At 67.3% G+C, this 22,220-nt stretch carries 22 protein-coding genes and 2 tRNA genes; 10 read left to right on the forward strand and 14 right to left on the reverse strand.

What is annotated here, in order from left to right:
* Position 1: 1 nt before the first annotated feature.
* The 9 genes from ACOEQ2_RS00995 to gatC form a co-directional block, all read right to left on the reverse strand.
* Entirely contained in the window at positions 2-1,768 is a 1,767-nt protein-coding gene (locus tag ACOEQ2_RS00995; RefSeq protein WP_419729537.1) for a hypothetical protein, read from the reverse strand.
* Positions 1,740-2,228 (reverse strand): hypothetical protein, encoded by a 489-nt coding sequence (locus tag ACOEQ2_RS01000; protein ID WP_419729538.1) that lies wholly within the window; start codon positions 2,226-2,228, stop codon positions 1,740-1,742. Before ACOEQ2_RS01000 ends, ACOEQ2_RS00995 begins: the two co-directional genes overlap by 29 nt.
* Before the next feature lie 9 nt (positions 2,229-2,237).
* Positions 2,238-2,645, reverse strand: a complete 408-nt coding sequence (locus tag ACOEQ2_RS01005) for a hypothetical protein (RefSeq protein ID WP_419729539.1) — start codon at positions 2,643-2,645, stop codon at positions 2,238-2,240.
* A 127-nt stretch (positions 2,646-2,772) separates the two neighbouring features.
* Positions 2,773-3,318: a hypothetical protein gene (locus ACOEQ2_RS01010; protein WP_419729540.1), complete on the reverse strand. Its 546-nt coding sequence runs from the start codon at positions 3,316-3,318 to the stop codon at positions 2,773-2,775.
* Positions 3,319-3,962: 644 nt separating this feature from the next.
* On the reverse strand, positions 3,963-4,346 hold the full coding sequence (locus tag ACOEQ2_RS01015; RefSeq protein WP_419729541.1) for a hypothetical protein: 384 nt from the start codon (positions 4,344-4,346) through the stop codon (positions 3,963-3,965).
* Between the two features lie 133 nt (positions 4,347-4,479).
* Positions 4,480-4,572 (reverse strand) — tRNA-Ser (locus ACOEQ2_RS01020).
* Positions 4,573-4,660: 88 nt separating this feature from the next.
* Positions 4,661-6,115, reverse strand: a complete 1,455-nt coding sequence (gatB, locus tag ACOEQ2_RS01025; RefSeq protein WP_419729542.1) for an Asp-tRNA(Asn)/Glu-tRNA(Gln) amidotransferase subunit GatB — start codon at positions 6,113-6,115, stop codon at positions 4,661-4,663.
* Complete coding sequence (gene gatA / locus ACOEQ2_RS01030) at positions 6,112-7,593, reverse strand: Asp-tRNA(Asn)/Glu-tRNA(Gln) amidotransferase subunit GatA (RefSeq protein WP_419729543.1); 1,482 nt, start codon at positions 7,591-7,593, stop codon at positions 6,112-6,114. The genes gatB and gatA overlap by 4 nt, the downstream gene beginning before the upstream one ends.
* The gene (gene gatC / locus ACOEQ2_RS01035; RefSeq protein WP_419729544.1) at positions 7,593-7,880 is read right to left on the reverse strand and encodes an Asp-tRNA(Asn)/Glu-tRNA(Gln) amidotransferase subunit GatC; all 288 of its coding nucleotides are present in this window, start codon (positions 7,878-7,880) and stop codon (positions 7,593-7,595) included. Before gatC ends, gatA begins: the two co-directional genes overlap by 1 nt.
* Before the next feature lie 132 nt (positions 7,881-8,012).
* Here gatC and ruvX point away from each other — a divergent pair, with 132 nt between their 5' ends.
* Both ruvX and ACOEQ2_RS01045 read left to right on the forward strand, forming a co-directional pair.
* Positions 8,013-8,483 carry a Holliday junction resolvase RuvX gene (gene ruvX, locus ACOEQ2_RS01040; protein ID WP_419729545.1) on the forward strand — a complete coding sequence of 157 codons (471 nt, stop codon included), beginning with the start codon at positions 8,013-8,015 and terminating at the stop codon, positions 8,481-8,483.
* Positions 8,480-9,091 carry a biliverdin-producing heme oxygenase gene (locus tag ACOEQ2_RS01045; RefSeq protein ID WP_419729546.1) on the forward strand — a complete coding sequence of 204 codons (612 nt, stop codon included), beginning with the start codon at positions 8,480-8,482 and terminating at the stop codon, positions 9,089-9,091. Before ruvX ends, ACOEQ2_RS01045 begins: the two co-directional genes overlap by 4 nt.
* On the opposite strand, the gene ACOEQ2_RS01050 is transcribed toward ACOEQ2_RS01045, so the two are convergent.
* A tRNA-Val gene (locus tag ACOEQ2_RS01050) sits at positions 9,070-9,145 on the reverse strand. The two genes, ACOEQ2_RS01045 and ACOEQ2_RS01050, sit on opposite strands and share 22 nt — an antisense overlap.
* A 106-nt stretch (positions 9,146-9,251) precedes the next feature.
* Here ACOEQ2_RS01050 and ACOEQ2_RS01055 point away from each other — a divergent pair.
* The 5 genes from ACOEQ2_RS01055 (at position 9,252) to ACOEQ2_RS01075 (ending at position 15,465) form a co-directional block, all read left to right on the forward strand.
* On the forward strand, positions 9,252-10,205 hold the full coding sequence (locus ACOEQ2_RS01055) for an N-formylglutamate amidohydrolase (RefSeq protein WP_419729547.1): 954 nt from the start codon (positions 9,252-9,254) through the stop codon (positions 10,203-10,205).
* A 243-nt stretch (positions 10,206-10,448) separates the two neighbouring features.
* On the forward strand, positions 10,449-11,303 hold the full coding sequence (locus ACOEQ2_RS01060; protein ID WP_419729548.1) for a lytic transglycosylase domain-containing protein: 855 nt from the start codon (positions 10,449-10,451) through the stop codon (positions 11,301-11,303).
* Between the two features lie 120 nt (positions 11,304-11,423).
* Positions 11,424-13,373, forward strand: a complete 1,950-nt coding sequence (gene htpG / locus ACOEQ2_RS01065; RefSeq protein WP_419729549.1) for a molecular chaperone HtpG — start codon at positions 11,424-11,426, stop codon at positions 13,371-13,373.
* Between the two features lie 75 nt (positions 13,374-13,448).
* Positions 13,449-14,039 (forward strand): nicotinamidase, encoded by a 591-nt coding sequence (locus ACOEQ2_RS01070; protein ID WP_419729550.1) that lies wholly within the window; start codon positions 13,449-13,451, stop codon positions 14,037-14,039.
* A 49-nt stretch (positions 14,040-14,088) separates the two neighbouring features.
* On the forward strand, positions 14,089-15,465 hold the full coding sequence (locus ACOEQ2_RS01075; RefSeq protein ID WP_419729551.1) for a deoxyguanosinetriphosphate triphosphohydrolase: 1,377 nt from the start codon (positions 14,089-14,091) through the stop codon (positions 15,463-15,465).
* A gap of 14 nt (positions 15,466-15,479) precedes the next feature.
* On the opposite strand, the gene ACOEQ2_RS01080 is transcribed toward ACOEQ2_RS01075, so the two are convergent.
* Together ACOEQ2_RS01080 and ACOEQ2_RS01085 are read right to left on the reverse strand one after the other, a co-directional pair.
* The gene (locus ACOEQ2_RS01080; RefSeq protein ID WP_419729552.1) at positions 15,480-16,985 is read right to left on the reverse strand and encodes a carboxylesterase/lipase family protein; all 1,506 of its coding nucleotides are present in this window, start codon (positions 16,983-16,985) and stop codon (positions 15,480-15,482) included.
* The gene (locus ACOEQ2_RS01085) at positions 16,982-17,452 is read right to left on the reverse strand and encodes a DUF3429 domain-containing protein (RefSeq protein ID WP_419729553.1); all 471 of its coding nucleotides are present in this window, start codon (positions 17,450-17,452) and stop codon (positions 16,982-16,984) included. Before ACOEQ2_RS01085 ends, ACOEQ2_RS01080 begins: the two co-directional genes overlap by 4 nt.
* 198 nt (positions 17,453-17,650) lie before the next feature.
* Between ACOEQ2_RS01085 and eno the strand changes: the two genes are divergently transcribed.
* Positions 17,651-18,928, forward strand: coding sequence for a phosphopyruvate hydratase (eno, locus tag ACOEQ2_RS01090; RefSeq protein WP_419729554.1), 1,278 nt, complete (start codon positions 17,651-17,653; stop codon positions 18,926-18,928).
* 30 nt (positions 18,929-18,958) lie between these two features.
* Here the strand turns inward: eno and ACOEQ2_RS01095 are convergent, their stop codons facing one another.
* Entirely contained in the window at positions 18,959-19,852 is an 894-nt protein-coding gene (locus ACOEQ2_RS01095) for a dimethylarginine dimethylaminohydrolase family protein (protein WP_419729555.1), read from the reverse strand.
* A gap of 219 nt (positions 19,853-20,071) precedes the next feature.
* On the opposite strand from ACOEQ2_RS01095, the gene ACOEQ2_RS01100 reads away from it, so the two are divergent.
* Complete coding sequence (locus ACOEQ2_RS01100) at positions 20,072-20,398, forward strand: FtsB family cell division protein (RefSeq protein ID WP_419729556.1); 327 nt, start codon at positions 20,072-20,074, stop codon at positions 20,396-20,398.
* Between the two features lie 107 nt (positions 20,399-20,505).
* Here ACOEQ2_RS01100 and rpmG read toward each other — a convergent pair whose 3' ends face one another.
* Complete coding sequence (gene rpmG, locus ACOEQ2_RS01105) at positions 20,506-20,673, reverse strand: 50S ribosomal protein L33 (RefSeq protein WP_171834051.1); 168 nt, start codon at positions 20,671-20,673, stop codon at positions 20,506-20,508.
* A 271-nt stretch (positions 20,674-20,944) separates the two neighbouring features.
* Between rpmG and glp the strand changes: the two genes are divergently transcribed.
* A complete protein-coding gene (gene glp / locus ACOEQ2_RS01110) occupies positions 20,945-22,186 on the forward strand; it encodes a gephyrin-like molybdotransferase Glp (protein ID WP_419729557.1) in 1,242 nt (413 codons plus the stop codon).
* Positions 22,187-22,220: the final 34 nt, after the last annotated feature.

Below are 22,220 nucleotides of genomic sequence, written 5' to 3' on the forward strand. Positions count from 1 at the left end.
TTCATCGCTCCATGAAGGCGTTGGCCGACGCGGTGACCGAATTCACCGCACGCCTGCCGAACAGGTAGTAGCCGCTCGCATCGACCAGATGATCGAACCCTTGCGTCTTGTCTGGCTCGTTGCTGCCCTCTCGATAGATCAGCCGTTCATAAGCCTCGATCGATTGCCGGCAACGTGGATCCACGGTCGCCAGGATGGCACCGTCGGCCGTTCGGAACTGCCGGTTTATGACGTTCATCCGATCGCGAACAGGTGGATGTGCCCGGAGCGCGGAGACTACGAACCCCTTTTCCCGCAATATACCGATATCGGTCCTGCCGCCGGCCGAACTGCGTCGCTGCGCCCCGGCCGGATCCGGATAGACGGTGATGTGATCCACCAGCCGCCGCCCCGGCTCGAATCCCTCGCGCCCGAAACGTTTAGCGATCTCGTCTGCCATCTCGTCGGTATTGGAGGTCGGCAGGATGATCTCGTCGATCTGCCGCGTCGTATCGCCGTCTTCCTGCCAAACCGTAGCCGACATCGGATTGACATTGAAGTCGATCCCCACGTGCAACGGAACCGACTGGTCATACGCGCAGCGTCTCACATTTTCCGCGCGCGAGAACGCGTACACAACCCTTCCCGCATAGGTCTCGAAGCTGGCTCCATATTCCTGTCGGAAGACCCGCGGATCGAGCTCTTTCTCCGCGGACTGCAATTCGGATAGCGGAACGTGTCCACCCTCTGCGGTGGTGAACAGGAACGACCGGTAACTCGGATCACCACCAGGCTGGCCGAGGATATAGGCGTCCCTCAGGTGATCGAACCCCTTGGGTGTGCCGATGAACAATGCATGTCCACGCGCTGTCGACAGCATGGGTCTGATCACCTCCAGCCAGGCCGACGGCCGGCAGTCAGCCCATTCATCGCCGCCGAAGAACCACAGGCCGGAACCACGCAGGTTCTCCGAAGCATCGAGCCCGATCAGTCGGATCACGTGGCCCGATCGCAACCTGATGCTGCAGTCGGTTTCAGCCGGCGCCCCGTCCATCCAGCTTCTCGGGATCGTCCGCTTCAACCGGCCCCACATGACCCGCTTGGCCTGCAGGAAGGTCGGCGCGCCATACCAGATCTCGTTCTCGGTCCCGACATTGCCGGCAACCGCCAGCCGGGCCGCCCGGCGCAGCTCTTCTGCCATCAGGAAGGTATTGTGCGTCGGGACCTTCGAGTGTCCGCATAGGTAAAGGCGCGACGGGCTATCAACCTGGATGCACCGCACCGGGCGGGTCCGCGCCGCCTGCACCGACCGTATTCCATGCACCGTGTCCGTGGCACCGGATAGCAGCCGGTCCAGGATAGTGAACCCTCCCCCTTGCCGCATCGCGAGCGCGATCTGGCGGGTGGTCAACAACGTATCGATCTGCGCGCATCCCTGTCGCACCGGCCAGAGATGCTCATCATCGGCGACGATCACGCTGCCGTCGTCGAACACCATGCGGTTGCACGGGCGCCCGATCATGATGTCGGTTGCATACGTCACCGCGCAAATGCGCCCGTGCTCGTCGAACAGGCGAGTTCCGACCTCCACTTCGCCCATTGTCGTCCAGCCGTCCGGCGAGGCGAGCGGTGTGTCCAGCGCAAGAGCCTTGCCGAACCGCCGCCCGCAGACCGCGACCCGGAACCGCGCCGTCGCATCCCAGCCTGCCTCGTAGATTGCCCATTGCGCCGGACTGAGCGCCGCCCTGCCGCCCTGGCTGCTAGCGGGTCGATGCCCGCGGTGGATCATCGTCAGCGGCGATCTCCCTGATGGCGGCATACGGGTCAGGCGCCGCGCCGGAAGCGGCTGTTCGTTGTGCGAACTTGGCAGGCTTGCAGCCACGCAGGAGCAGGACCAGCAGCGGGTCGCTATAGCGCTGGACGGTAACCGCCTCGCCGGTGGATTGATCGAAGACCGGCTGCCCCGCTTTCATGACCGGATGCGGGATGCCTTCCAGTGCCCGTCTCCAGGCTTCTGCCTCGAGCACGTCAGCAGCCTCGTCCAGCGCCTCCGAATAAGCCGTCGCGAACACCGGGTCGCGCTGCTTCAGCATGTTGAGTTGACGGCGGCTCAGGCCGCTGGCGCGACAGGCAGCAGATGCGTTTCCGGTCTTCCCGAGCGTGTTCAAGAAGCATTCGCACACCGCCCGATGGCCGGCAATGTCGGACGCGGCATGGGTTGTGAGAAAACCATGCGGACTATAGACCATCTGTCTTCCTCAGGCATAACGAACCGCGCTGATCCGTCGCCCCCGGGACGACGTGCAGGCGGTCAGGTTGCTCCGAACTGACGGCCCGTTCTCGAACCGGCGGACTGCCTGTTCACGCTTCAAGGCAGCCTGGATCGATGATCTGAGCGTGTCCGGAATGACGCCCAGGCGCGTCAGGTTGGCAAAACCGAAGCGGCGGATCGGCACGCAGCGGATCACCACGTGCTGCAGCGGAAGCCCACTCAGCCCCATGTCGGAGAGTTGCGCGGGTGCGACATCAGCTCGGTGCTGGGTGCCCGGTTGGCGCTCCACGCGGAGCAGGGTCAGTTCGTCCTCGACCGTCTCCTGCACGACATAGACCGATGCTCCGCAGGCAACAACGTCCCCACACACGATCTTAGCCGAGTTCGCGAACATCGAATTGCACCCATGATCGGAGTTCAATAAAAAACCCGCCGGGTTTCCCCGGCGGGCTCAACAATTCCAGTATGAGAAACTTATAGTCCAGGCCGGGCCAGCCGTCAATCGTTATCTTACCGGAACGTTACTGTTTGATATGTCGACCATCGATCGATGCATATTGTTCGGCCAGCTGCTCAAGCAGAAACGACATCTGGGCCGCGATCTTTTTCCGGCCGCTCGAATCACCGGGAAGCAATATCGCAGCGATCGCGGAGAAGGAAAGCTCGTCGACCAGAAGCAGCTTCAGGCGTAACTCCGAACAAAGCCCGAGCCCTTCCCGCACCGCGCGACAGCGTCCGATCGCAGCCGATCGGGCAAGCATGGCAGCATGAATATCCGGGGCTCGGCCGGAGCGGCTGGCTTCCGGATCACGAGCGCCAACAACCCCCATGACATAGTCCCGGTACCATCGCTCGGCCGCCGCCGCACGCACCGGCTCGACAGCACCATTCGGCAGGAGCGCTGCCAAGGCTCCGACCATTCGTTGCACATTGTCCTGCACCCGTGCGTCCTGACCCTTTGCCAGACGCTCGGGTGTCGCTCGGGCTGCGCGACCGGACATCGGCAGGCAGCCGATGGAGACACGCAAGCCGTTTTGTGGATTAGCAGACAGACGCTCGATCTTCATGATAGATGCCGCCTCCGGTATATTGAATGCCACTTGTTCTTGCCAGTCGCTGGCGGCGTCGGCAGGGCAACGGTTGTCATCGTCTGCGGCTTCCGGATCCGGCGATACCCGATGGATGGAAGCTGATCGCACTCCAGGTGATCGGATGTCCGGCGCGCAAGGGTGCGGATCCGGCGTCCTCGCGGTCGCGCGAACAGGGTGATCGCGTTGTTTTCTGATGCAGCAGTTTTGCGCGACGCTGGGCGAAGCTGCGGCTTACACCAAGCTGGAGCGCCGCCTTGCGCAACGTGGCGCCACGCTTGTCGAGAATGGCCGTCAGACGGGCATCCTGATCGGGCGTCCAATGAAGTGCTCGTGGCATGTGTGATATCCGCCTCTGCTATGAGCGAACATCAGACTGACAAAACGTTAGGGACCGTACAAGAAGTTTTTACCGCGGCTGACGCAATATTTACTTAACTTGATGGTTGGGACAAGGTTTTCGAAATGTAATCGCCGGTGTTCGACTGTCGTCATGCAGTAACGATCGTCATGGCGGCAATCGCTTACGGTGCGACCTTGTGCGATTACGACAGCAACGTCTTCGAACTGTTAGTGGCTGCGAGGCACCCTGCTGCGGCTCGAAGGACCGGCAGCCGGCGGACCTACTGTGGGGGGACGGTTTGGATCGCCGCGCACGGTGCGGCAAGCGGCCCGGTCGCGCCGTTGCGGCAGACTCGCGCTGCGTCGGCACCGCAAATCTGTGAGCTGTTCTGGTAGTCAGACTCCAGCACGTCGTGGGCGATATCGAGGTCGGTGTGATTGGCGGCGTCGTTCTGGTGTGCGGCGACCTGTTTCTCGGTCTCGTGCACCTCGGTCATTGCCGACAGGCATGCCTTGCTTGCCGCCTCGGTATGCAGGCGGAGCACCGCCAGGATCTTGTCCAGCTGGCCCCGACCGCTTGTGCTATCGTCATCGGCCCGGGCGGCGGCAACCGCACCCGTCACCAGGATTGAAAGTGCCGCAGCGAGCAATCGTCTCTGGATCATCTGTATCTCGCAGAGCATCCCGGGCAATCATGCCCACAGGCACGCCCATCTACCGTTGTTTGGGCCAGCAGGTAAGACCGCCCGCACAGTCTGCAGAAGGCTCACGGCAGGTTCTGACCGGAAAAGGAAACTTTGGCGGAGGGGATGGGATTCGAACCCACGGTACGGCTTGACACCGTACAACGGTTTAGCAAACCGCCGCCTTCAGCCACTCGGCCACCCCTCCGCCGAAGAGCGTGCTCATCACACGGCGTTTGCAGGCCGGTTCTACGGCCTGGCCGCGCCGCCGTCAAATCGACCGCCGCCCGCAATCCTCACGTCGCCAGACGCCGCTGCAACGCCTCGTTGACCAGCGCCGGATTGCCCTTGCCACCCATCCCCTTCATCACCTGACCGACAAAGAACCCGAACAGCTTGTCCTTGCCACTGCGATACTCGGCGAGCTTGTCGGCGTGTGTCACCAGCACCGCCTCGATCGCCGCGTCGATCGCGCCGGTATCAACCACCTGCCGCAAGCCCTTGCGCTCGACGATGTCGGCCGGCGCATCCCCGGTCTCGACCATCACCTCGAACACGTCCTTGGCAATACGGCCATTGATTGTGCCGTCCGCCATGAGATCCAGCAGCCCGCCCAGGTTGGCTGCCGTCACCGGGCTATCGAGGATCGTCCGCCCCGTCCGGTTCAGCCCCGCGAACAGCTCGCCGATCACCCAGTTGGATGCCAACCGCGCATCGCGCCCCGTCGCCACCACCTCATAGAAATCCGCCGTCGCCTGCTCGGCCACCAGCACCGCCGCGTCATAGGGCGGGATCCCGTACTGGCTCACGAAGCGCGCCCGCTTCGCATCCGGCAGCTCGGGAAGCTCGGCCTTCAACCCCGCCACCCAATCCTCGTCCAGCACCAGCGGCAGCAGGTCCGGATCCGGGAAGTAGCGGTAATCGTGCGCATCCTCCTTGCTCCGCATCGACCGCGTCTCGCCGCGTTGCGGATCGAACAGCCGCGTTTCCTGGTCGACGGTGCCACCGCTCTCCCACACCTCGATCTGCCGCCGCGCCTCGATCTCAACCGCCTGCGTCACGAACCGGATCGAGTTGACGTTCTTGATCTCGCACCGGGTCCGGAACGGTTCGCCATGCTTGCGCACCGAAACATTGACGTCGGCACGCATGGACCCCTCCTCCATGTTGCCGTCGCAGGTGCCAAGATACCGCAGGATCGTCCGCAGCTTGCGCACGTACGCGCCAGCCTCCTCGGGGCTACGCATGTCCGGCTCGCTGACGATCTCCATCAGCCCGACGCCAGCCCGGTTCAGGTCGATATACGACCGCGTCGGGTTCTGGTCGTGCAACGACTTGCCCGCATCCTGCTCCAGATGCAGCCGCGTCACCCCGATCTCACGCCGGCTGCCGTCACCGAGCTCGATCTCGATCCGCCCGGCGCCGATGATCGGATGGGTGAACTGGCTGATCTGGTATCCAGCCGGCAGATCCGCGTAGAAATAGTTCTTGCGGTCGAACCGGCTCACCAGGTTGACGTGCGCGTCGAGCCCCAACCCGGTCCGGACCGCCTGCGCCACGCACGCCTGGTTGATCACCGGCAGCATCCCCGGAAACGCCGCATCGACCAGGCTCACCTTGCTGTTCGGCGCCCCGCCATACGTCGCGGAAGCGCCTGAGAACAGCTTGGCCTCGCTTACCACCTGGGCATGCACCTCGAGCCCGATCACCAGCTCCCACGGCCCGGTACGCCCCTCGATCACGTAGCTCATGCCACAGCTCCCGCCCGCACGGTGGGCAGGTGCGAGAACCCGGCCGCCTGTTCCAGCGCAGACCCCAGCGCGAACAGGCTCTCCTCGTCGAACGGCCGCCCCAGCAGCTGCAGCCCCAGCGGCAGCCCGGAACTGTCGAGCCCGGCCGGCACCGAGATCCCCGGGATCCCCGCCATGCTCGCCGGCACGGTGAAGATGTCGTTCAGATACATCGCCACCGGATCGTCCATCTTCTCGCCCTGCGCGAACGCCGCCGAGGGTGCCGTCGGCGTCAGCAGCGCATCGACCCGCCCGAACGCCTCGGTGAAATCGCGCAGGATCAAACTCCGCACCTTCTGCGCCCGCAGGTAGTACGCGTCGTAGTACCCGGACGACAACACGTACGTCCCGATCATGATGCGCCGCTTGACCTCGGCCCCGAACCCGGCTGCCCGCGTCCGCTCATACAGCTCGCCGAGCTGCTCCGCCTCGACCCGCTCACCGAACCGCACCCCGTCATAGCGCGCCAGGTTCGAGGAACATTCCGCCGGCGCCACGATATAATACGTCGCCAGCCCATACTTCGTGTGCGGCAGCGACACATCCACGATCTCGCATCCGGCATCCCGCAGCCAGTCGATCCCCTGCTGCCAGATCGCCTCGATCTCCGCCGGCATGCCCGCCGCGTGATATTCCGCCGGAATGCCGATCCGCATCCCCTTCAGGCTGCGACCGCACGACGCCGCATAATCGGGCACCGCAATGTCGACGCTGGTGCTGTCCTTGGCATCGAACCCGGCCATCGAGCGCAGCAGGATCGCGCAATCCTCGACCGTGCGTGCCATCGGCCCGGCCTGGTCGAGCGAGCTCGCGAACGCCACTACCCCCCAGCGACTGCAGCGCCCGTAGGTCGGCTTGATCCCGGCAATGCCGCAGAACGCCGCCGGCTGCCTGATCGACCCACCGGTGTCCGTGCCCGTCGCCGCAAGTGCCAGTCGCGCCGCCACCGCCGACGCCGATCCGCCCGACGATCCACCCGGCACCAGCGCCGCATCGTCGCCGCGCCGCTTCCACGGGTTCTCCACCGCACCGAACGCCGACGTCATGTTCGACGATCCCATCGCGAACTCGTCGAGATTGGTCTTGCCGAGAAACACCGCGCCATCGGCCTTCAGCTGCGCCGTGACGGTGCTCTCATAAGGCGGCACGAAGTCGCCCAGGATCCGGCTCGCCGCCGTGGTGCGCACACCCTCCGTGCAGAACAGGTCCTTGATCGCGATCGGCGCGCCCTCGAGCAACCCCGCCTCGCCACGCGCCCGCGTCGCATCCGACGCCCGCGCCGCCTGCATCGCCTGCTCGGCCGTCACCGTGATGAATGCGTTCAGCCGCGGGTTGAGCGCCGCGATCGCCTCCAGATGCGCCGCCGTGATCTCCTCCGAGGAGAATTCCCGGCGCTCAAGCCCCGCCAGTGCGGCAGCCAGGCTCAGATCGGTCAGCATCACTCCACCACCTTCGGCACCGAATAGAACGCCCCGGCGCGATCCGGCGCGTTCGACAGCACCGCCTCCGCATTATCCGAGACCGTGACAACGTCCTCGCGCATCCGCAGCGCCGCCTGGCCGACCCCGTTGATCGGCTCGACCCCCTCGACATCGAGTTCGGACAGCTGCTCGATCCAGCCCAGGATGCCGCCGAGCTCTCCCTGCAGACGAGCGACCTCGCCGTCGTCGAGGCCGATCCTGGCCAGTTTGGCGATACGTCGGACGGTCGCGGGGTCAAGCGACATCGGGCAAGCCTTCGATCGTTGCAGAAACACCCATCCCGCCAGCCGCCGATCCGCCTCGGGCCAAGGCAAATCCGCTCGCGGGGCATCCAGAACACTGGCAGCGCGGGTGGGCTGGGACCATAACCCTTCCCGATGCCTCTGTTCAACATGCTGCAACTGCGCGCGGCTCTCCCCGCGAACGCCCGCCTGCTCGGCATCGACCTGGGTGCGCGCACCATCGGCCTGGCGCTCTCCGACGTGTCGCTGATGCTGGCCTCGCCCTACGCCACCCTGAAGCGCGGCAAGCTCGCCGCCACCGCCGCCGAGATCCGCGCCATCGGCCTCCGCGAGCAGGTCGGCGGCCTGGTTGCAGGCCTGCCGCTCTCCCTCGATGGCAGCTTCGGCCCGGCCGCACAGGCGGCCCGCGACTGGCTGCGCAGCTTGTCGGAGGCCACCGGCCTGCCCGCCGCCCTGTGGGACGAGCGCCTGTCGTCGAGTGCGGTCAACCGCATGCTGATCTCCGACCTCGACATGACCCGGGCCAGGCGCGCCGAAGTGGTGGACAAGCTGGCCGCGTCCTACATCCTGCAGGCCGCCCTGGATGCCAGCCGGAGCGCCTCATGACCGACCCCGAGCAACCAACCCAACGGACCAATCTGCGGGACCGCCTCCGCCGCGAGACCCGACCGGCCCATGACGCGCTGGACCAGGCGCTCGACCTGATCGACCGGCCGATCGACCTTCCCGGCTATACACGCCTGCTGGCCCGCTTCCATGGCTTCCACCGGGCGATCGAGCCGGCCCTCGCGGCCACCCTTCCCGCCGCCCTGACCGAGGGCCGGAGCAAGCTGTCCGCCCTGCGTCACGACCTGCTCACCTGTGGGATGCGGGAGCACGAGATCGCCGCACTCTCAGCGATCGCCGGGCTACCTGCCCTGACCGGTCGACCCGAAGCGATGGGGGCACTCTACGTGGTCGAGGGCAGCACGCTCGGCGGGCGGCTGATCGGGCGGCACATGCAGCGCAACCCGGCAATCCCGGCTGATGCGTGCCACTATTTCAACGTCTACGGTGAGGGGACCGGTGAGCGCTGGCGCGAAATCTGCGACGCTCTCGAGCGCGTATCCGATCCCGACACCGACGATCGGGCGATGGGAGCCGCAAACGCCATCTTTGCACGACTGCAAGACTGGCTGATGCCGGGAACGGATGGTGGGCGCGACAGGGATTGAACCTGTGACCCCTACCATGTCAAGGTAGTGCTACTACCGCTGAGCTACGCGCCCATCCGTTGCGGCGCTTCTACAAGCGCTTCCGCGGTTCCGCAAGCCGGCTTTGCAGGAGCAGATCATCTCGTCGGAGAGGTCGTTGCAGCAGACCTCCGTAGGTGACATGAGGGCGCGGTCCGAGATCATCCGAGCCTCCCCCTGCCCGGCCTCTCCGGGCGACGACCATGACACCACGAGGCCGAGCCTGTTGCGACCCGTCGAGGCGCTCGCCCAACTTCCGTACCACGTGATCCGCCCGATCGATCCGGGGTCGCCGCTCGTGTTGTCCTCGCCGCATTCGGGGAGCGTGTATCCGCGCGCCTTCATCGAGAGTTCTCGCCTGGACTTCGCCACCCTGCGTCGGAGCGAGGACTGCTTCGTCGACCAGTTGTTCGCCGACGCGCCCGATCACCACGTGCCCCTCCTGGCCGCCGACTTCCCGCGTGTCTATTGCGACGCCAACCGGGAGCCCTGGGAGCTCGACCCGGCGATGTTCGCCGAGAAGCTGCCAGCCTGGTGCAACACCCGGACCACCCGGGTTCTCGCCGGGTTCGGCACCATCGCCCGCCTGGTCTCCTCCGGCGAACCGATCTACGCCATGCCGCTGAGCTTCGCCGAAGCCGAGGCCCGGGTGCATGGGTGCTGGCACCCCTACCACGCCGCACTGGCCGAGCTGATCCGCGAGACCTTCGACCGCTTCCGGTGCTGCACCCTGCTCGACTGTCACTCGATGCCCGGCGAGCGCGGCGACCCGCGGGCTGCCGGCCTCGACTCCGATTTCGTCCTGGGCGACGCCTACGGGACCTCCTGCGCACCCATCCTGATCCAGACCGCTCACCGGTTTCTCGAAGCCGCGGGGTTCCGCGTCCGTCGCAACGACCCGTACGCCGGCGGATACGTCACACGCCATTACGGACGGCCGCGCCAAGGCATCCACACGCTGCAGATCGAGATCAGCCGCGCCCTCTACCTCGAGCAGAAATCCTACCAGAAACTCCCAGGCTTCGACCGCATCAGGAAGCTGATGTCCGAGCTCGTCAGGGTCCTCGCCGACACCAGCCGGACGCTGATCCCCTGACCCTGCTGCTGCTTTCGCAGGTCAGGCCCCGGCCAAAAAAAAGGCGGTGCCGAAGCACCGCCAAGTTTAGGGAGGAAACGTCCAAGAAGCAGCGCGCCTAAGCAGCGCCGCAAGTTCCTTTTAGTCGCACGCACGCCCCCGGTCAAACTGTTTTTGCGACGCAACATGAGAATCTCTCGCAACGCGGTTCATGTTCCCGAGCCCGTTCATCCTTTGTGAAGGTCTGGCCTGCATACCAGGGGCATGGTCCGTCCCCGCCAACCCGCCCGAAAGGCCCACCTTAGCCCGGTCGTGCTCGCACTGGTCTGTGTCGCAGCCGCGCCTTGCCGCGCGACGACGAACCCGTCTGGCGCCACCCCCTGGGCGATTCAGGGCAGCGACCTTTGCCAGGCGGCAACGACCGCGGCGGAACGAGCGACTGGTGTACCCGACCAACTCCTGGGCGCGATCAGCCGCGTCGAGACCGGCCGCTACGACCGTCAGGCCGATGCCGTGCATGCCTGGCCCTGGACCATCAACGCCGAGGGCATAGGCCACTTCTACGCCTCCAAGGCAGAGGCCGTGACTGCCGCGCATGAGTTCCAGAACGCCGGTATCCGGTCGATCGATGTCGGCTGCACGCAGATCAATTTGATGTTCCACCCGGACGGCTTCAGCAGCCTGGAACAGGCGTTCGATCCCGCGGCCAACGCGCTCTACGCCGCCCGCTTCCTGACCGACCTGTTCCACCAGACCGGAAGCTGGCCGCATGCCGCCGCCGCGTATCATTCCCAGACGCCGAACCTCGGCAGCGACTACCAGCGAAAAGTTCTGGATGCCTGGGCCGAGCCGCTCGATCGCAACGGAGCCTCTGCACCACCGCACCATGGCGTCGCCGAGGCCCGCACGACACAGGCCGCGCCGAGCGGCCCGCAGTCCGGTGATGCCGAGCCACCGAGCGCGCGGCCGCTAGGCGGCTTCGGCCACATCATCCGCGAGCGCCCCTCCGTGCCGGCGCAGACCATCTTCGCGGCCGGCAACGGCGGCCGCGGCTTGTCGGCCTACCGGGCGCGGCCGGTGTCGCTGGCGTCGCTGCCGCCAGCCGGCATGCGTGAGTGATGGCGCCGGAAGCGGCCCCGATCGATTGCGCCGGTTGAATCACGTCCCGGACCCGCGCATATCGCGCGGAACAGAGGCCCGCTCGAACAGGGCCGGTCACAGGTCACGAGGCAGGACACAATGAGCGACCAGGACTCCGCACACGATACCAGCCCCATCGATCCGCCGGCTTCCGGCGCATCACCGACCGAGGAGCGCCACGAGTTCGGCGCCGAGGTCGGACGTCTGCTCGATCTCGTCGTCCACGCGCTCTATTCCGAGCGCGAGATCTTCCTGCGCGAGCTCGTCGCCAACGCCGCCGACGCCTCCGACCGTCGCCGCTTCGAGGCCCTGACCGACCCCGCCCGCGCGCTCCCCGACGGTGCCGCGATCCGGATCAATCCGGACAAGGAGGCACGCCAGCTCACCATCACCGACGATGGCACCGGCATGAGCCGCGACGAGCTCTCCCGCAATCTCGGCACCATCGCCCGCTCCGGCACCCGCGCCTTCGGCCGCGACATCACCGCGAGCCTCGCCGACGCCAAGCCCGAGGACCGCCCCAGCCTGATCGGCCAGTTCGGCGTCGGCTTCTACGCCGCCTTCATGGTCGCCGACCGCGTCGAGGTGATCTCGCGCCGCGTCGGCGAACCGGATGCCTGGAAGTGGTCGTCCGAGGGCCAGGGCAGCTACACCCTCGCCCCCGCCACGCGCGACACGGCCGGCACCGACATCATCCTGCACATCAAGCCGGACGCGGAGGAGTTCCTCGAGCCGTACCGGCTGGAAACCATCGTCCGCAAATGGGCCGACCACATCACCTGGCCGATCACCATCCGCCGCGACGGACAGGACACCGCCGCCAATGAGGGCACCGCACTCTGGCGGAAGTCCCGGAGCGAGGTCTCCGAGGAGCAGTACACCGAGTTCTACCAGCATCTCGGCCACATGTTCGACAAGCCCTGGGCCACGCTGCACTGGCGCGCCGAGGGCACCCTCGAATTCACCGCCCTGCTGTTCGTCCCCGGCATGCGCCCGTTCGAGCCGGTCGAGTCCACCCGCGAGAGCCGCGTGCGCCTGCATGTCCGCCGCATGTTCATCACCGACGAGGCCGCATTGCTGCCGCCGTGGCTGCGCTTCGTGCAGGGCGTCGTCGACACCGAGGACCTGCCGCTCAACGTCTCGCGCGAGATGCTGCAGGCGACGCCGGTGCTGGCCCGCATCCGCAAGGCGGTCACCAACCGCGTCATCACCGAGCTGCGCAACAAGACCAAGGATGCCGAGGCCTATGCCGGCTTCTGGGAGAATTTCGGCCCCGTCCTGAAGGAAGGCGTCTGGGAGGACTCCGAGCACCGCACCGAAGTCGCCGGCTTGATCCGCTTCCTGACCTCGGCGCCGGTCGCACCGGATGCCGGTCCCGGCCAGAACCTGGCCTCCCTCTCCGAGTACGTCAGCCGGATGAAGCCGGAGCAGGAGGCGATCTACTTCCTGGTCGGTGACAGCCATGACGCGCTGGCCAGCAGCCCGCAGCTGGAGGGCTTCCGCGCCCGCGGCATCGAGGTGCTGCTGCTGTCGGACTCCGTCGATGCGTTCTGGCCAGAGCGCCTGGACAAGTTCGACGACAAGCCCCTGCGGAGCGTCACCCAGGGCCTCGCCGACCTGTCCAAGATCCCGCTCGACGAGACCGATCGTCCCGAAGGCGCCGATATCGCGACCCTGCTGCCGGCCCTGAAGCAGGCACTCGGCGCTGCCGTCACCGACGTCCGCTCGACCGACCGCCTGGTCCAGAGCGCCGTCGTCCTCGCGGCGTCGCAGTCCGGCCCCGACCTGCAGTTGCAGCGCCTGATGCGTCGCAGCGGCCAGAAGATGCCGAGCTCGGCGCCGATCCTGGAAATCAACCCGCATCACGCGCTGATCCGCGGCCTGGCTGCCAAGGTCGGTCGCGGGGAGCCCGTCGACGAGGTGGCGCACGTGCTGTTCGACCTGGCCCGCGTGCAAGATGGTGAAGTGCCCGCCGAGCCCGCCGCCTTCGCCCGCCGCGTCGCCGACGCCCTGGTCGCAGGTCTGGCGCTCCCCGCCCAGGACATCTGAACCCTGCCCGCCGCCGGGCTGAAGCTGGACCCGCACACCGATTTCCTCGGTGTCATCGACGTCCAGCCGACCTTCATGCCCGGCGGCGAACTGCCGGTGGCGGATGGCCACGCCGTGATCCCGACCATCAACCGCCTGCTGGACACCCGTTTCCGCCACGCCTTCGCCACCCAGGACTGGCATCCACCTGGCCACTCCTCCTTCGCCAGCACGCATACGAACCGGCAGCCTAACGACGCAATCCCGCTACCCTACGGCTTGCAGGTCCTATGGCCCGACCACGCCATCCAGGGGTCCCCGAACGCCGAGCTGCACCCGGACCTCGACAGCCACCGCATCGAGCTCATCATCCGCAAGGGCTGGCGTCCCGAGCTCGACAGCTACTCCGCGTTCCTCGAGAACGACCGCCTCACCTCGACCGGCCTCAAAGGGTGGCTCGCCGATCGCGGTGCCCGACGGCTGTTCCTGTGCGGACTGGCCGCCGATTTCTGCGTCGCCTGGTCCGCCGAGGATGCTGTCCGGGCCGGCTTCGAGACCTTCGTCATCGAGGACGCCACGCGCGCGATCGGCATGCCCCGTCCCGACGGCGGCACCAGCACCGAGGAGGCGCGGGATCGACTGCAGGCGCTCGGCGTCACCCTCCTGCAGTCCGGCGACCTCCTCTGAAACGGCAGCCGGTTTGCCGTCGGACGCCCTGTCGCAGACACTGCCCATCATGATCGATGCCGCCCCCATCGCCACCGAGCCCTGCATGCGCTGGAACCGTCTGCTCGACGACACCCGGCTCGGCGCCGAACGCCCCGGACTGTCGGGCGCCCCGCGGCCCCGCCTCGACACCGCACGGTCCGAGTTCCAGAAGGACCACGACCGGCTGATCTTCTCCGAGCCGTTCCGCAAGCTCGGCCGCAAGACCCAGGTGCACCCACTGCCGCAGAACGACCGCGTGCATAACCGCCTGACCCACAGCCTCGAAGTGTCCTGCGTCGGCCGCTCGCTCGGCGAACTGGCCGGCAAGCGCCTGCACGCCGACGGATTGCTGCCACCCGGCGTGGTCGCCGCCGACGTCGCGGCCATCGTCCAGGCCGCCTGCCTCGCCCACGACATCGGCAACCCGCCCTTCGGCCACGCCGGCGAATTCGCCATCCGCGACTGGTATGCCAAGCACGACGCCGCCTTCTTCGCCGGCATGGCGCAGCCCTGCATCCAGGACCTCACCACCTTCGAGGGCAACGCCCAGGGCTTCCGGCTGCTGACCAGCCTGGTCGACACCGCCGGCCTGCGGCTGACCTACGCGACGCTGGGCAGCTTCATCAAATACCCCTGGTCCGCCACCCACGCGCCCCGCTACCGCCCCGGCAAGTTCAGCTACTTCGACTCCGAGCGCGAGGTGTTCGCCACCATCGCCCACTCGATGGGCCTGCTGGAGGTCGAGCCGGGCGTGTTCTGCCGCCATCCGCTGGCCTACTTCGTCGAGGCCGCCGACGACATCTGCTACGCCATCATCGACATCGAGGACGGCATCGAGATGGGCATCCTGCACACCTTCGAGGTGGAGGAGCTGCTGCTCGCGTTGCTGCCACCAACCCTGCGCGCGCAATTCGAGCAGTTCCGGCACGATCGCTCCGACCGCCAGCGCGTCCGCTGGCTGCGCGGCAAGGCGGTCGACCTGCTGATCGAGGAGTGCGTCGCCAGCTTCTTCGCCAACCAGCCCGCCATCCTCGGCGGCGTGTTCCGCTCCAGCCTGGTTGAAGCCGGCGGCGAGACGGTCGCCAGCGGCATCAACGCCGCCAAGAGCCTGGCCCGCGACCGGATCTTCACCCACACCCGCAAGATGGAAATCGAGATCGGCGCCTACGCGGCCGTCGACACCCTGCTGGACGCCTGCTCCGACGCCGCCCGCGAACTCCTGATCCAGGGGAGCGGCACAGCCCTCTCCTATCGCGCGTCGCGGATCCTCGGCCTGATGGGCGACTCCGCGCCGACCGCCTCCAGCGGCCTGGAGAACAGCTACCGCCTGATCAACGATTTCCTCTCCAGCCTGACCGACAACCGCGCTTCCGAACTGGCCCAGGTGATCCGCGGCCGAGGCTGAAGCTGCCCGACCGGTCAGCTCATGATCGAGGCCGGCTCGGCCTCCTGGTCCGTCAACGGCCAGACCGAGCGCCGCAGCGCATGCGGATCGTCGGCGAGACGGTCGACACGATCGAACAGCTTGGTCGTGCGTCGGCTCGGCTCGAACGGCGGCCAGTCGGCATTCGGCTGGCCATCACGCACGAACGCGATCCAGTGGCTGCGCATCCTGCCGGCCAGCGCCGCCCGTGTTCCGGCAAGCGGTCCACCGCGCAACGCCGCCGGCAACAGCCCGTGCATGTCGAACAGATAGAGCAGGTCGAGCCCATGTGCCGCGCCCAGCAGCGGGTGGGCGATGTCGAAGCGGTAGAACCAGGTCCCCGCCTGACCCGCATGCAGGGTCGCGTGACGTTCCGCGAAATGCAGCGTCGGCATTCCGAAATAGATGTCGGTGGCAAGCTGCAGGCTGCCCTGCCGGGTCATCGGGTAGGCCTCCAGGATCGCATCCACCTCCCCTTCGCCCAGCCGCCGGCGCAGCATCTGCTCGAGCTTGTCGCGCTGCCGCTGCCGCACGCCGCCGGGCAGGATCTCGAAACTCCGGTATTCGTCCCGGTTGGTGCCGGCGAGCAGCGGGATCGGCGGCGTGGCGATACGCTCCGCATCGGCCAGGCTCGCCGGCAGCAGCGAGCCGTCGAACCACGGCAGACCCGCGACCTCGGCGGTGAGTTCCTGCTGCACCGCCCGCTGCACCTCGAGCAGCCGCCGCACCGGCAGCGCCTGCAGCAGCTCCAGCGACGGCGCCGGCTCGCCCAGCAGCACCAGGAAGCGATGCGCCAGCGCCTCCGCCCGCGCCGCCTCGTGGGTGATGGTGAGCGCGCCGCTCTGCATGATCGCGCCATGGAACAGCGGAAGCGCATCGGGGCACAGCATCAGCAGCGACACCGACACCGATCCTGCCGACTCGCCGGCGATCGTCACCCTGTCCGGGTCGCCCCCGAAGCCCGCGATGTTGTCCCGCACCCAGCGCAGCGCCGCGATCTGGTCGCGCAGGCCGAGATTGCCCGGGCAGCGCGGCTCGTCCAGCGCATGGCCGAGATCGAGGAAGCCGAGCAGCCCGAGCCGGTAGTTGATCGTCACCACGACGATCTCGTCGGACGCCGCGAAATGGGTGGCGTCGTACATGTCGGCCGAGCCGAGCACGAACGCGCCGCCATGGATCCAGACCATCACCGGCCGCTGCGGCGCGTCGGTGCCGGCCGAGAAGATGTTCAGCACCAGGCAAGCCTCGTCGGGATGGTCGCCCGACGCCCCGAACGGCCGCGACAGTCCCGGCACCATTTGCGGGCAGGCGGGACCGAACGCCCGCGCGCCCTGGATACCGGTCCACTGCGCCGGTGGCCGGGGTGCCTCGAACCGCGGCGCCTCGGCGTAACGGATGCCGCGCCACACCCCCACCGGCCCCATCGCTGTCCGGGCGAGATGGCCTTCGACGACGCCCGCCTCGGTCCGCACCTGCAGATCCGGCAGGGAATGCCCGCTCACAGCCGCGCCAGGATCGCCGCCGCCAGGCACAGCATGACCACGGCGGTCAGCAGCCAGCGCAGCGCCATGTAGCCCGGCGGGATCAGTCCCACCCGGGACGCACGGGCCTCGACCAGCGTCGTCAGCAGGAACCCGAGCAGCAGCACCGCCAGCGCCAGCACCGGGGAAGCCACCAGCGGGATCAGCAGCGCCGCCCAGCCGACCAGCGCCGGCAGCACGCTCAGCGTCAGCCGGTGCGTTACAGCCCCAGCCGCGATCGGCGTGCCCAAAGGGTCGCCGGCGAGCGCCAGTCCCCAATGCACCGCCCCCAGGAACGACAGGATCACCGCGCCGTAATCGATCATCGCCAGCACCAGCCGCGGCGCCGGAACCTGGCCACTGAACAACAGGATCCCCACGGCGCAGGCCAGGAACGGGACCAGCCCGCCAACTCCCAGGGCGATCGCGAGCAACGGCAGCCGTTTCATCGTGCGGTTCCTTCAAGGGTGCTGAAGCGGTGCAAGCTCGCAGCCGAGCGCCGCGCGCGCAATGTCCGGGACCGATGCGCGCCGCCTGGCTTGCGGAAACCCGGACTTGCGGAAAGCGGGGCGAGGTGGTGCAAAAGGGCCCGTCGGAACAACCCCGGTGCGACACCACGCCCGGTCCGGAACAAAGGGTGAGACAGCATGAGCGCCATTGTCGACATTGTCGCGCGCGAGATCCTGGACAGTCGCGGCAACCCCACAATCGAGGTCGATGTCGAGCTGTCCTCCGGCGCCAAGGGTCGTGCCGCCGTCCCCTCCGGTGCCTCGACCGGCGCGCACGAGGCGGCCGAGCTGCGTGACAACGACCCGTCCCGCTACGGCGGCAAGGGCGTGCTGCAGGCTGTCGGCTTCGTCGAGGGCGAGATCCTCGAGGCGCTGGCCGGCGTGGAATCCTCCGAGCAGGTCGCGATCGACAACGCGCTGATCGACCTCGACGGCACCCCCAACAAGTCCCGCCTCGGCGCCAACGCGATCCTGGCGGTCTCGCTCGGCGTCGCCAAGGCCACCGCGGAAGAGCTGCAGGTGCCGCTCTATCGCTATGTCGGCGGCGTCTATGCCCGCACCCTGCCGGTGCCGATGATGAACATCGTGAATGGCGGCCAGCATGCCGACAACCCGATCGACATCCAGGAATTCATGATCCAGCCGGTCGGCGCCGCCACCGTCGCCGAGGCGATCCGGATGGGTTCGGAGATCTTCGCCCAGCTCAAGAAGGGCCTGAAGGACGCCGGCCACAACACCAATGTCGGCGACGAGGGCGGCTTCGCGCCGGGCCTGAAATCCGCCGACGAGGCCCTGACCTTCATCACCCGGGCGGTCGAGAAGGCCGGCTACAAGCCCGGTGACGACGTCACCTTCGCGCTCGATTGCGCTGCCACCGAATTCTACAAGAACGGCAAATACGAACTTGAAGGTGAAGGAAAGTCGCTCGATGCCGGCGGGATGGTCGCCTACATCGCCGACCTGTGCGCCCGCTACCCGATCATGTCGGTCGAGGACGCGCTGGACGAGGATGACTGGGAAGGCTGGGCACACCTGACCAGCGTGCTGGGCGGCCGCATCCAGCTGGTCGGCGACGACCTGTTCGTGACCAACCCGGAGCGCCTGCGCCGCGGTATTGCCGCCAAGACCGCGAACTCGATCCTGGTGAAGGTGAACCAGATCGGCACGCTGTCCGAGACGCTCGAGGCCGTCGAGATCGCCCACAAGGCCGGCTACACCGCGGTGATGAGCCATCGCTCTGGCGAGACCGAGGACAGCACCATCGCCGACCTCGCCGTCGCCACCAACTGCGGCCAGATCAAGACCGGCTCGCTGTCGCGCTCCGATCGCACCGCCAAGTACAACCAGCTGATCCGCATCGAGGCGGAGCTGGACGGTGCGGCACGTTACGCCGGCCGCACCATCCTGCGCGCCTGATCCGCAGGCGAAGCCTGGGCCGCCGGTGGCTCAGGCTTCGCTCGGGTCCAGATCCTGGTCGACGCCGGCGCTATGGCCGCGGGTCGCAAGGTCCAGCCTCAGCGTCATGCAGTAGGCTCCACCGCCGGACAGGATGAACGGCGCGAGCCCGACCTCCTTCACCATGTAACCCCGCTCGGCGAAGCGCTGCTTCAGCCGGGCGGTCGGCTGCGCCATCACGATGGTGCGGTCGATCGCCACCGCGTTCACGCAGAAGCGGGCGGCATCGTCCGCAGTGGCTTCCATCAGCCGATCGGCCGGCACCACGTCGCGGATCAGCCCGAGCCCAGCCTTGGTGAAGGCCGCCGGATAGTAGAACACCTCGCCATGCGGCAGTACGCAGAAGCAGGTATCGAGGTGATAGAACTGCTCTGTCGCCAGCTCGAGCCGGACGATGTCGATATCGAACACCCGCGCTATGTGGGCCGGTGCCTCCGGGCTCGAGCGCGGCCCATAGCCGGTCCAGGCGAGTGAGCGGGTGCGATCCCAGATGCAGTCGCCGGCACCTTCCTGGAACATGCCCGCCGGCAGGCTCTCCACCTGGTCGAGAACACCCTCCGCCTGCAACCGCTCGAACACACTCTTGAAGACCGCCTCCTCGCCCTGCCGCTGCGGATGGCGGAACGAAGCCACCAGCGCCTTGCGATCGAGGACGATGCCCGCATTGGCCGGGAACACCATGTCCGGCAGTCCCGGCGCCCCGTCGGTGACACGCACCTCGCCGCCGGCATCCCGCAGGGCGATCTTCAGCGCGGTGAACGCGGCCCGCGCTTCGGCCAGATGCTGCTCGGGATGCTCCGACCAGACCCCCGGCTTCATCCACGGGTTGATCGAATACGAGACCTCGTAATGGCTCGGCTCGACCAGAAGGTAGGTGGGCGTCATGCGAGGTTCCGTTGCTGGACATGAGAAAGCGGCCAAAACAGCCGACAACTGCGACAGACCTCTTGCATTCGCCTGTTCCGCCGTGCGGACATAGCGCCAAGGAGGCGCCCCGCGCCAGGGGCGCCAGGGAGGCGCTCCACGAGAGGGGGCGCCGAGCCGCCGCGTCGTGCCACGGCGTCGCCCGGTGCCGCATCGCCGGCTTGTGGAGTGAGAGAGCAGATGAGCTTCGGACGCGCGGTCAAGCGCAAGGTCAAGGCGGTGATTCCGCCCGTGCTGTTCCTCTCGCTGGTCGGCTATTTTGGCTGGAACGCCACCCAGGGCGACCACGGCCTGCGCAGCTACCGAGCCCAGCTGCAGCTCCTGCAGCAGGCCGACGACGCCAAGCAGGCCGCCCTGTTCGAGAATGCGGCCTGGAACCAGCGCGTTTCCGGCCTGCGCGACAAGGGGCTGGACGCCGATACCCTCGACGAGCGCTCTCGCGCCATGCTGAACCTGGCCGAGCCGACCGACATCGTCGTGCCTTACGGCAAGAACAAGCTGTATTGAGCGACCGCCCGGGCGGTGAGCCCGGAAACCAAAACAGCGCGACCGGAGCCCGGATCGCGCTGTTCTCTATCAACCAGGTCCCGCGCCGATGCGGCGCGAGATCGGCGCTATTTGATCTTGGCTTCGCGGAACGCCACGTGCTTGCGCGCAACGGGATCGTACTTCTTCAGCTCGAGCTTGCCGGTCTGGGCGCGCGCGTTCTTCTTGGTGACGTAGAAATAGCCGGTGTCGGCGCTCGACACGAGCTTGATCTGGATGGTGTTGCTCTTCGCCATGGGTCCTGTGCCTCTGCGTCTGGCTCTGCCTGCCGCCGTCGCGGCCCGGCTCCGCGGCCGGCATTCCGAAAAGGAAGCCGCCAGGGCGCTGGTCGCAGCATTGGTATAAGGGGCGGGAAAATGCTCATCCCGCGCCCCGAGGTCAAGCGTCCTGTTGCACGCGTCCCCATGCGCCGCTGGTGCGACAACACGCCCAGGCTCGGCTAAGCCATGCCGATACCCTGGTGGCGCCGCCGCCGCGGGGTCGAGCCGGGCAGGAGCGTACAGCAGCATGTTGAGTGTGGATGAGGCGAGAAGCCGGGTTCTGCAGCGTCTGCGTCCGGTTCCGGCCGAGACGGTCTCGCTTACCGAAGCCTGGGGCAGGGTCGCGGCCGCCCCCCTGCACGCACGGCTGGATAATCCACCTTCTGATATATCCGCGATGGACGGCTATGCGGTGCGCAGCGCCGATGCCACTTCCGGCAGCCGCCTGCATCTCATCGGCGAGGCCCCGGCAGGCCATCCCTTCGGCGGCCATGTCGCGGCCGGAACCTGCATACGCCTGTTCACCGGCAGCGCGATCCCGGACGGCAGCGACTGCGTGCTGATCCAGGAAAATGCCGACCGACTCGAGATGCCGGACGGCAGCATCGACATCATGGTACGCGAGCCGGTGTCGGTCGGCCGCAACATCCGGCCCCGTGGCCAGGATTTCACCAAGGGCGACCTGGTCGTGCAGCCCGGGCGCCGGCTGGGCGCACGCGATATCGGCGTGGCAGCTGCCGGCAACCATGCCTGGATCACCGTGCATCGCCGTCCACGCATCGCCCTCCTGGCCACCGGCGATGAACTGGCCCTGCCCGGCGAGCCGATCCCCGCCGGCGGCGTCACCAACTCCAACACTCCGATGCTGGCCGCCCTGGTGCGGGCCGCCGGCGCCATCCCGGTGCTGCTGCCGCTGGTGCGTGACGATGCCGACGCCATCGCCCGCGCAACCGACGGCCTCGCCGGCATCGACATGCTGGTGACGATCGGAGGCGCCAGCGTCGGCGACTACGACCTGGTGCAGGCAGCGCTGACCCAGCGGGGGCTCGAGGTGGATTTCTGGAAGATCGCCATGCGGCCCGGCAAGCCGCTGATGCACGGCCGTATCGGCGCCGGCGAGGCCGGCATCCCGGTGCTCGGCCTGCCCGGCAATCCGGTCTCGGCGCTGGTTTGCGGGCTCTTGTTCCTGATGCCGGCGCTGCAGGTGCTGTCCGGCGGTGCGGCCGATGGCTGGCTGGGCGGCCTGGAACGTGAGCGCGCCGTGCTGGCGACACCCCTCGAAGCGAACGACCACCGCGCCGACCATTTGCGCGGGTCCCTCACGCGCACCCCCGGGGGATTCCTGGTGACGCCGTTCCCGCGCCAGGATTCCGGCATGCTCCGGCGCCTGGCCGCGTCAGAGGCTCTGATCCTGCGCGCGCCGCATGCTGCAGCGGCGGATGCCGGCAGCGAGGTCGAGATCCTGCGCCTGGACCGACTCGGCATCTGACGGTTGACCAGGGAACATGAACCAATCTAGAACA

Source organism: Lichenicola sp. (assembly GCF_965198575.1).
GTDB lineage: Bacteria > Pseudomonadota > Alphaproteobacteria > Acetobacterales > Acetobacteraceae > Lichenicola.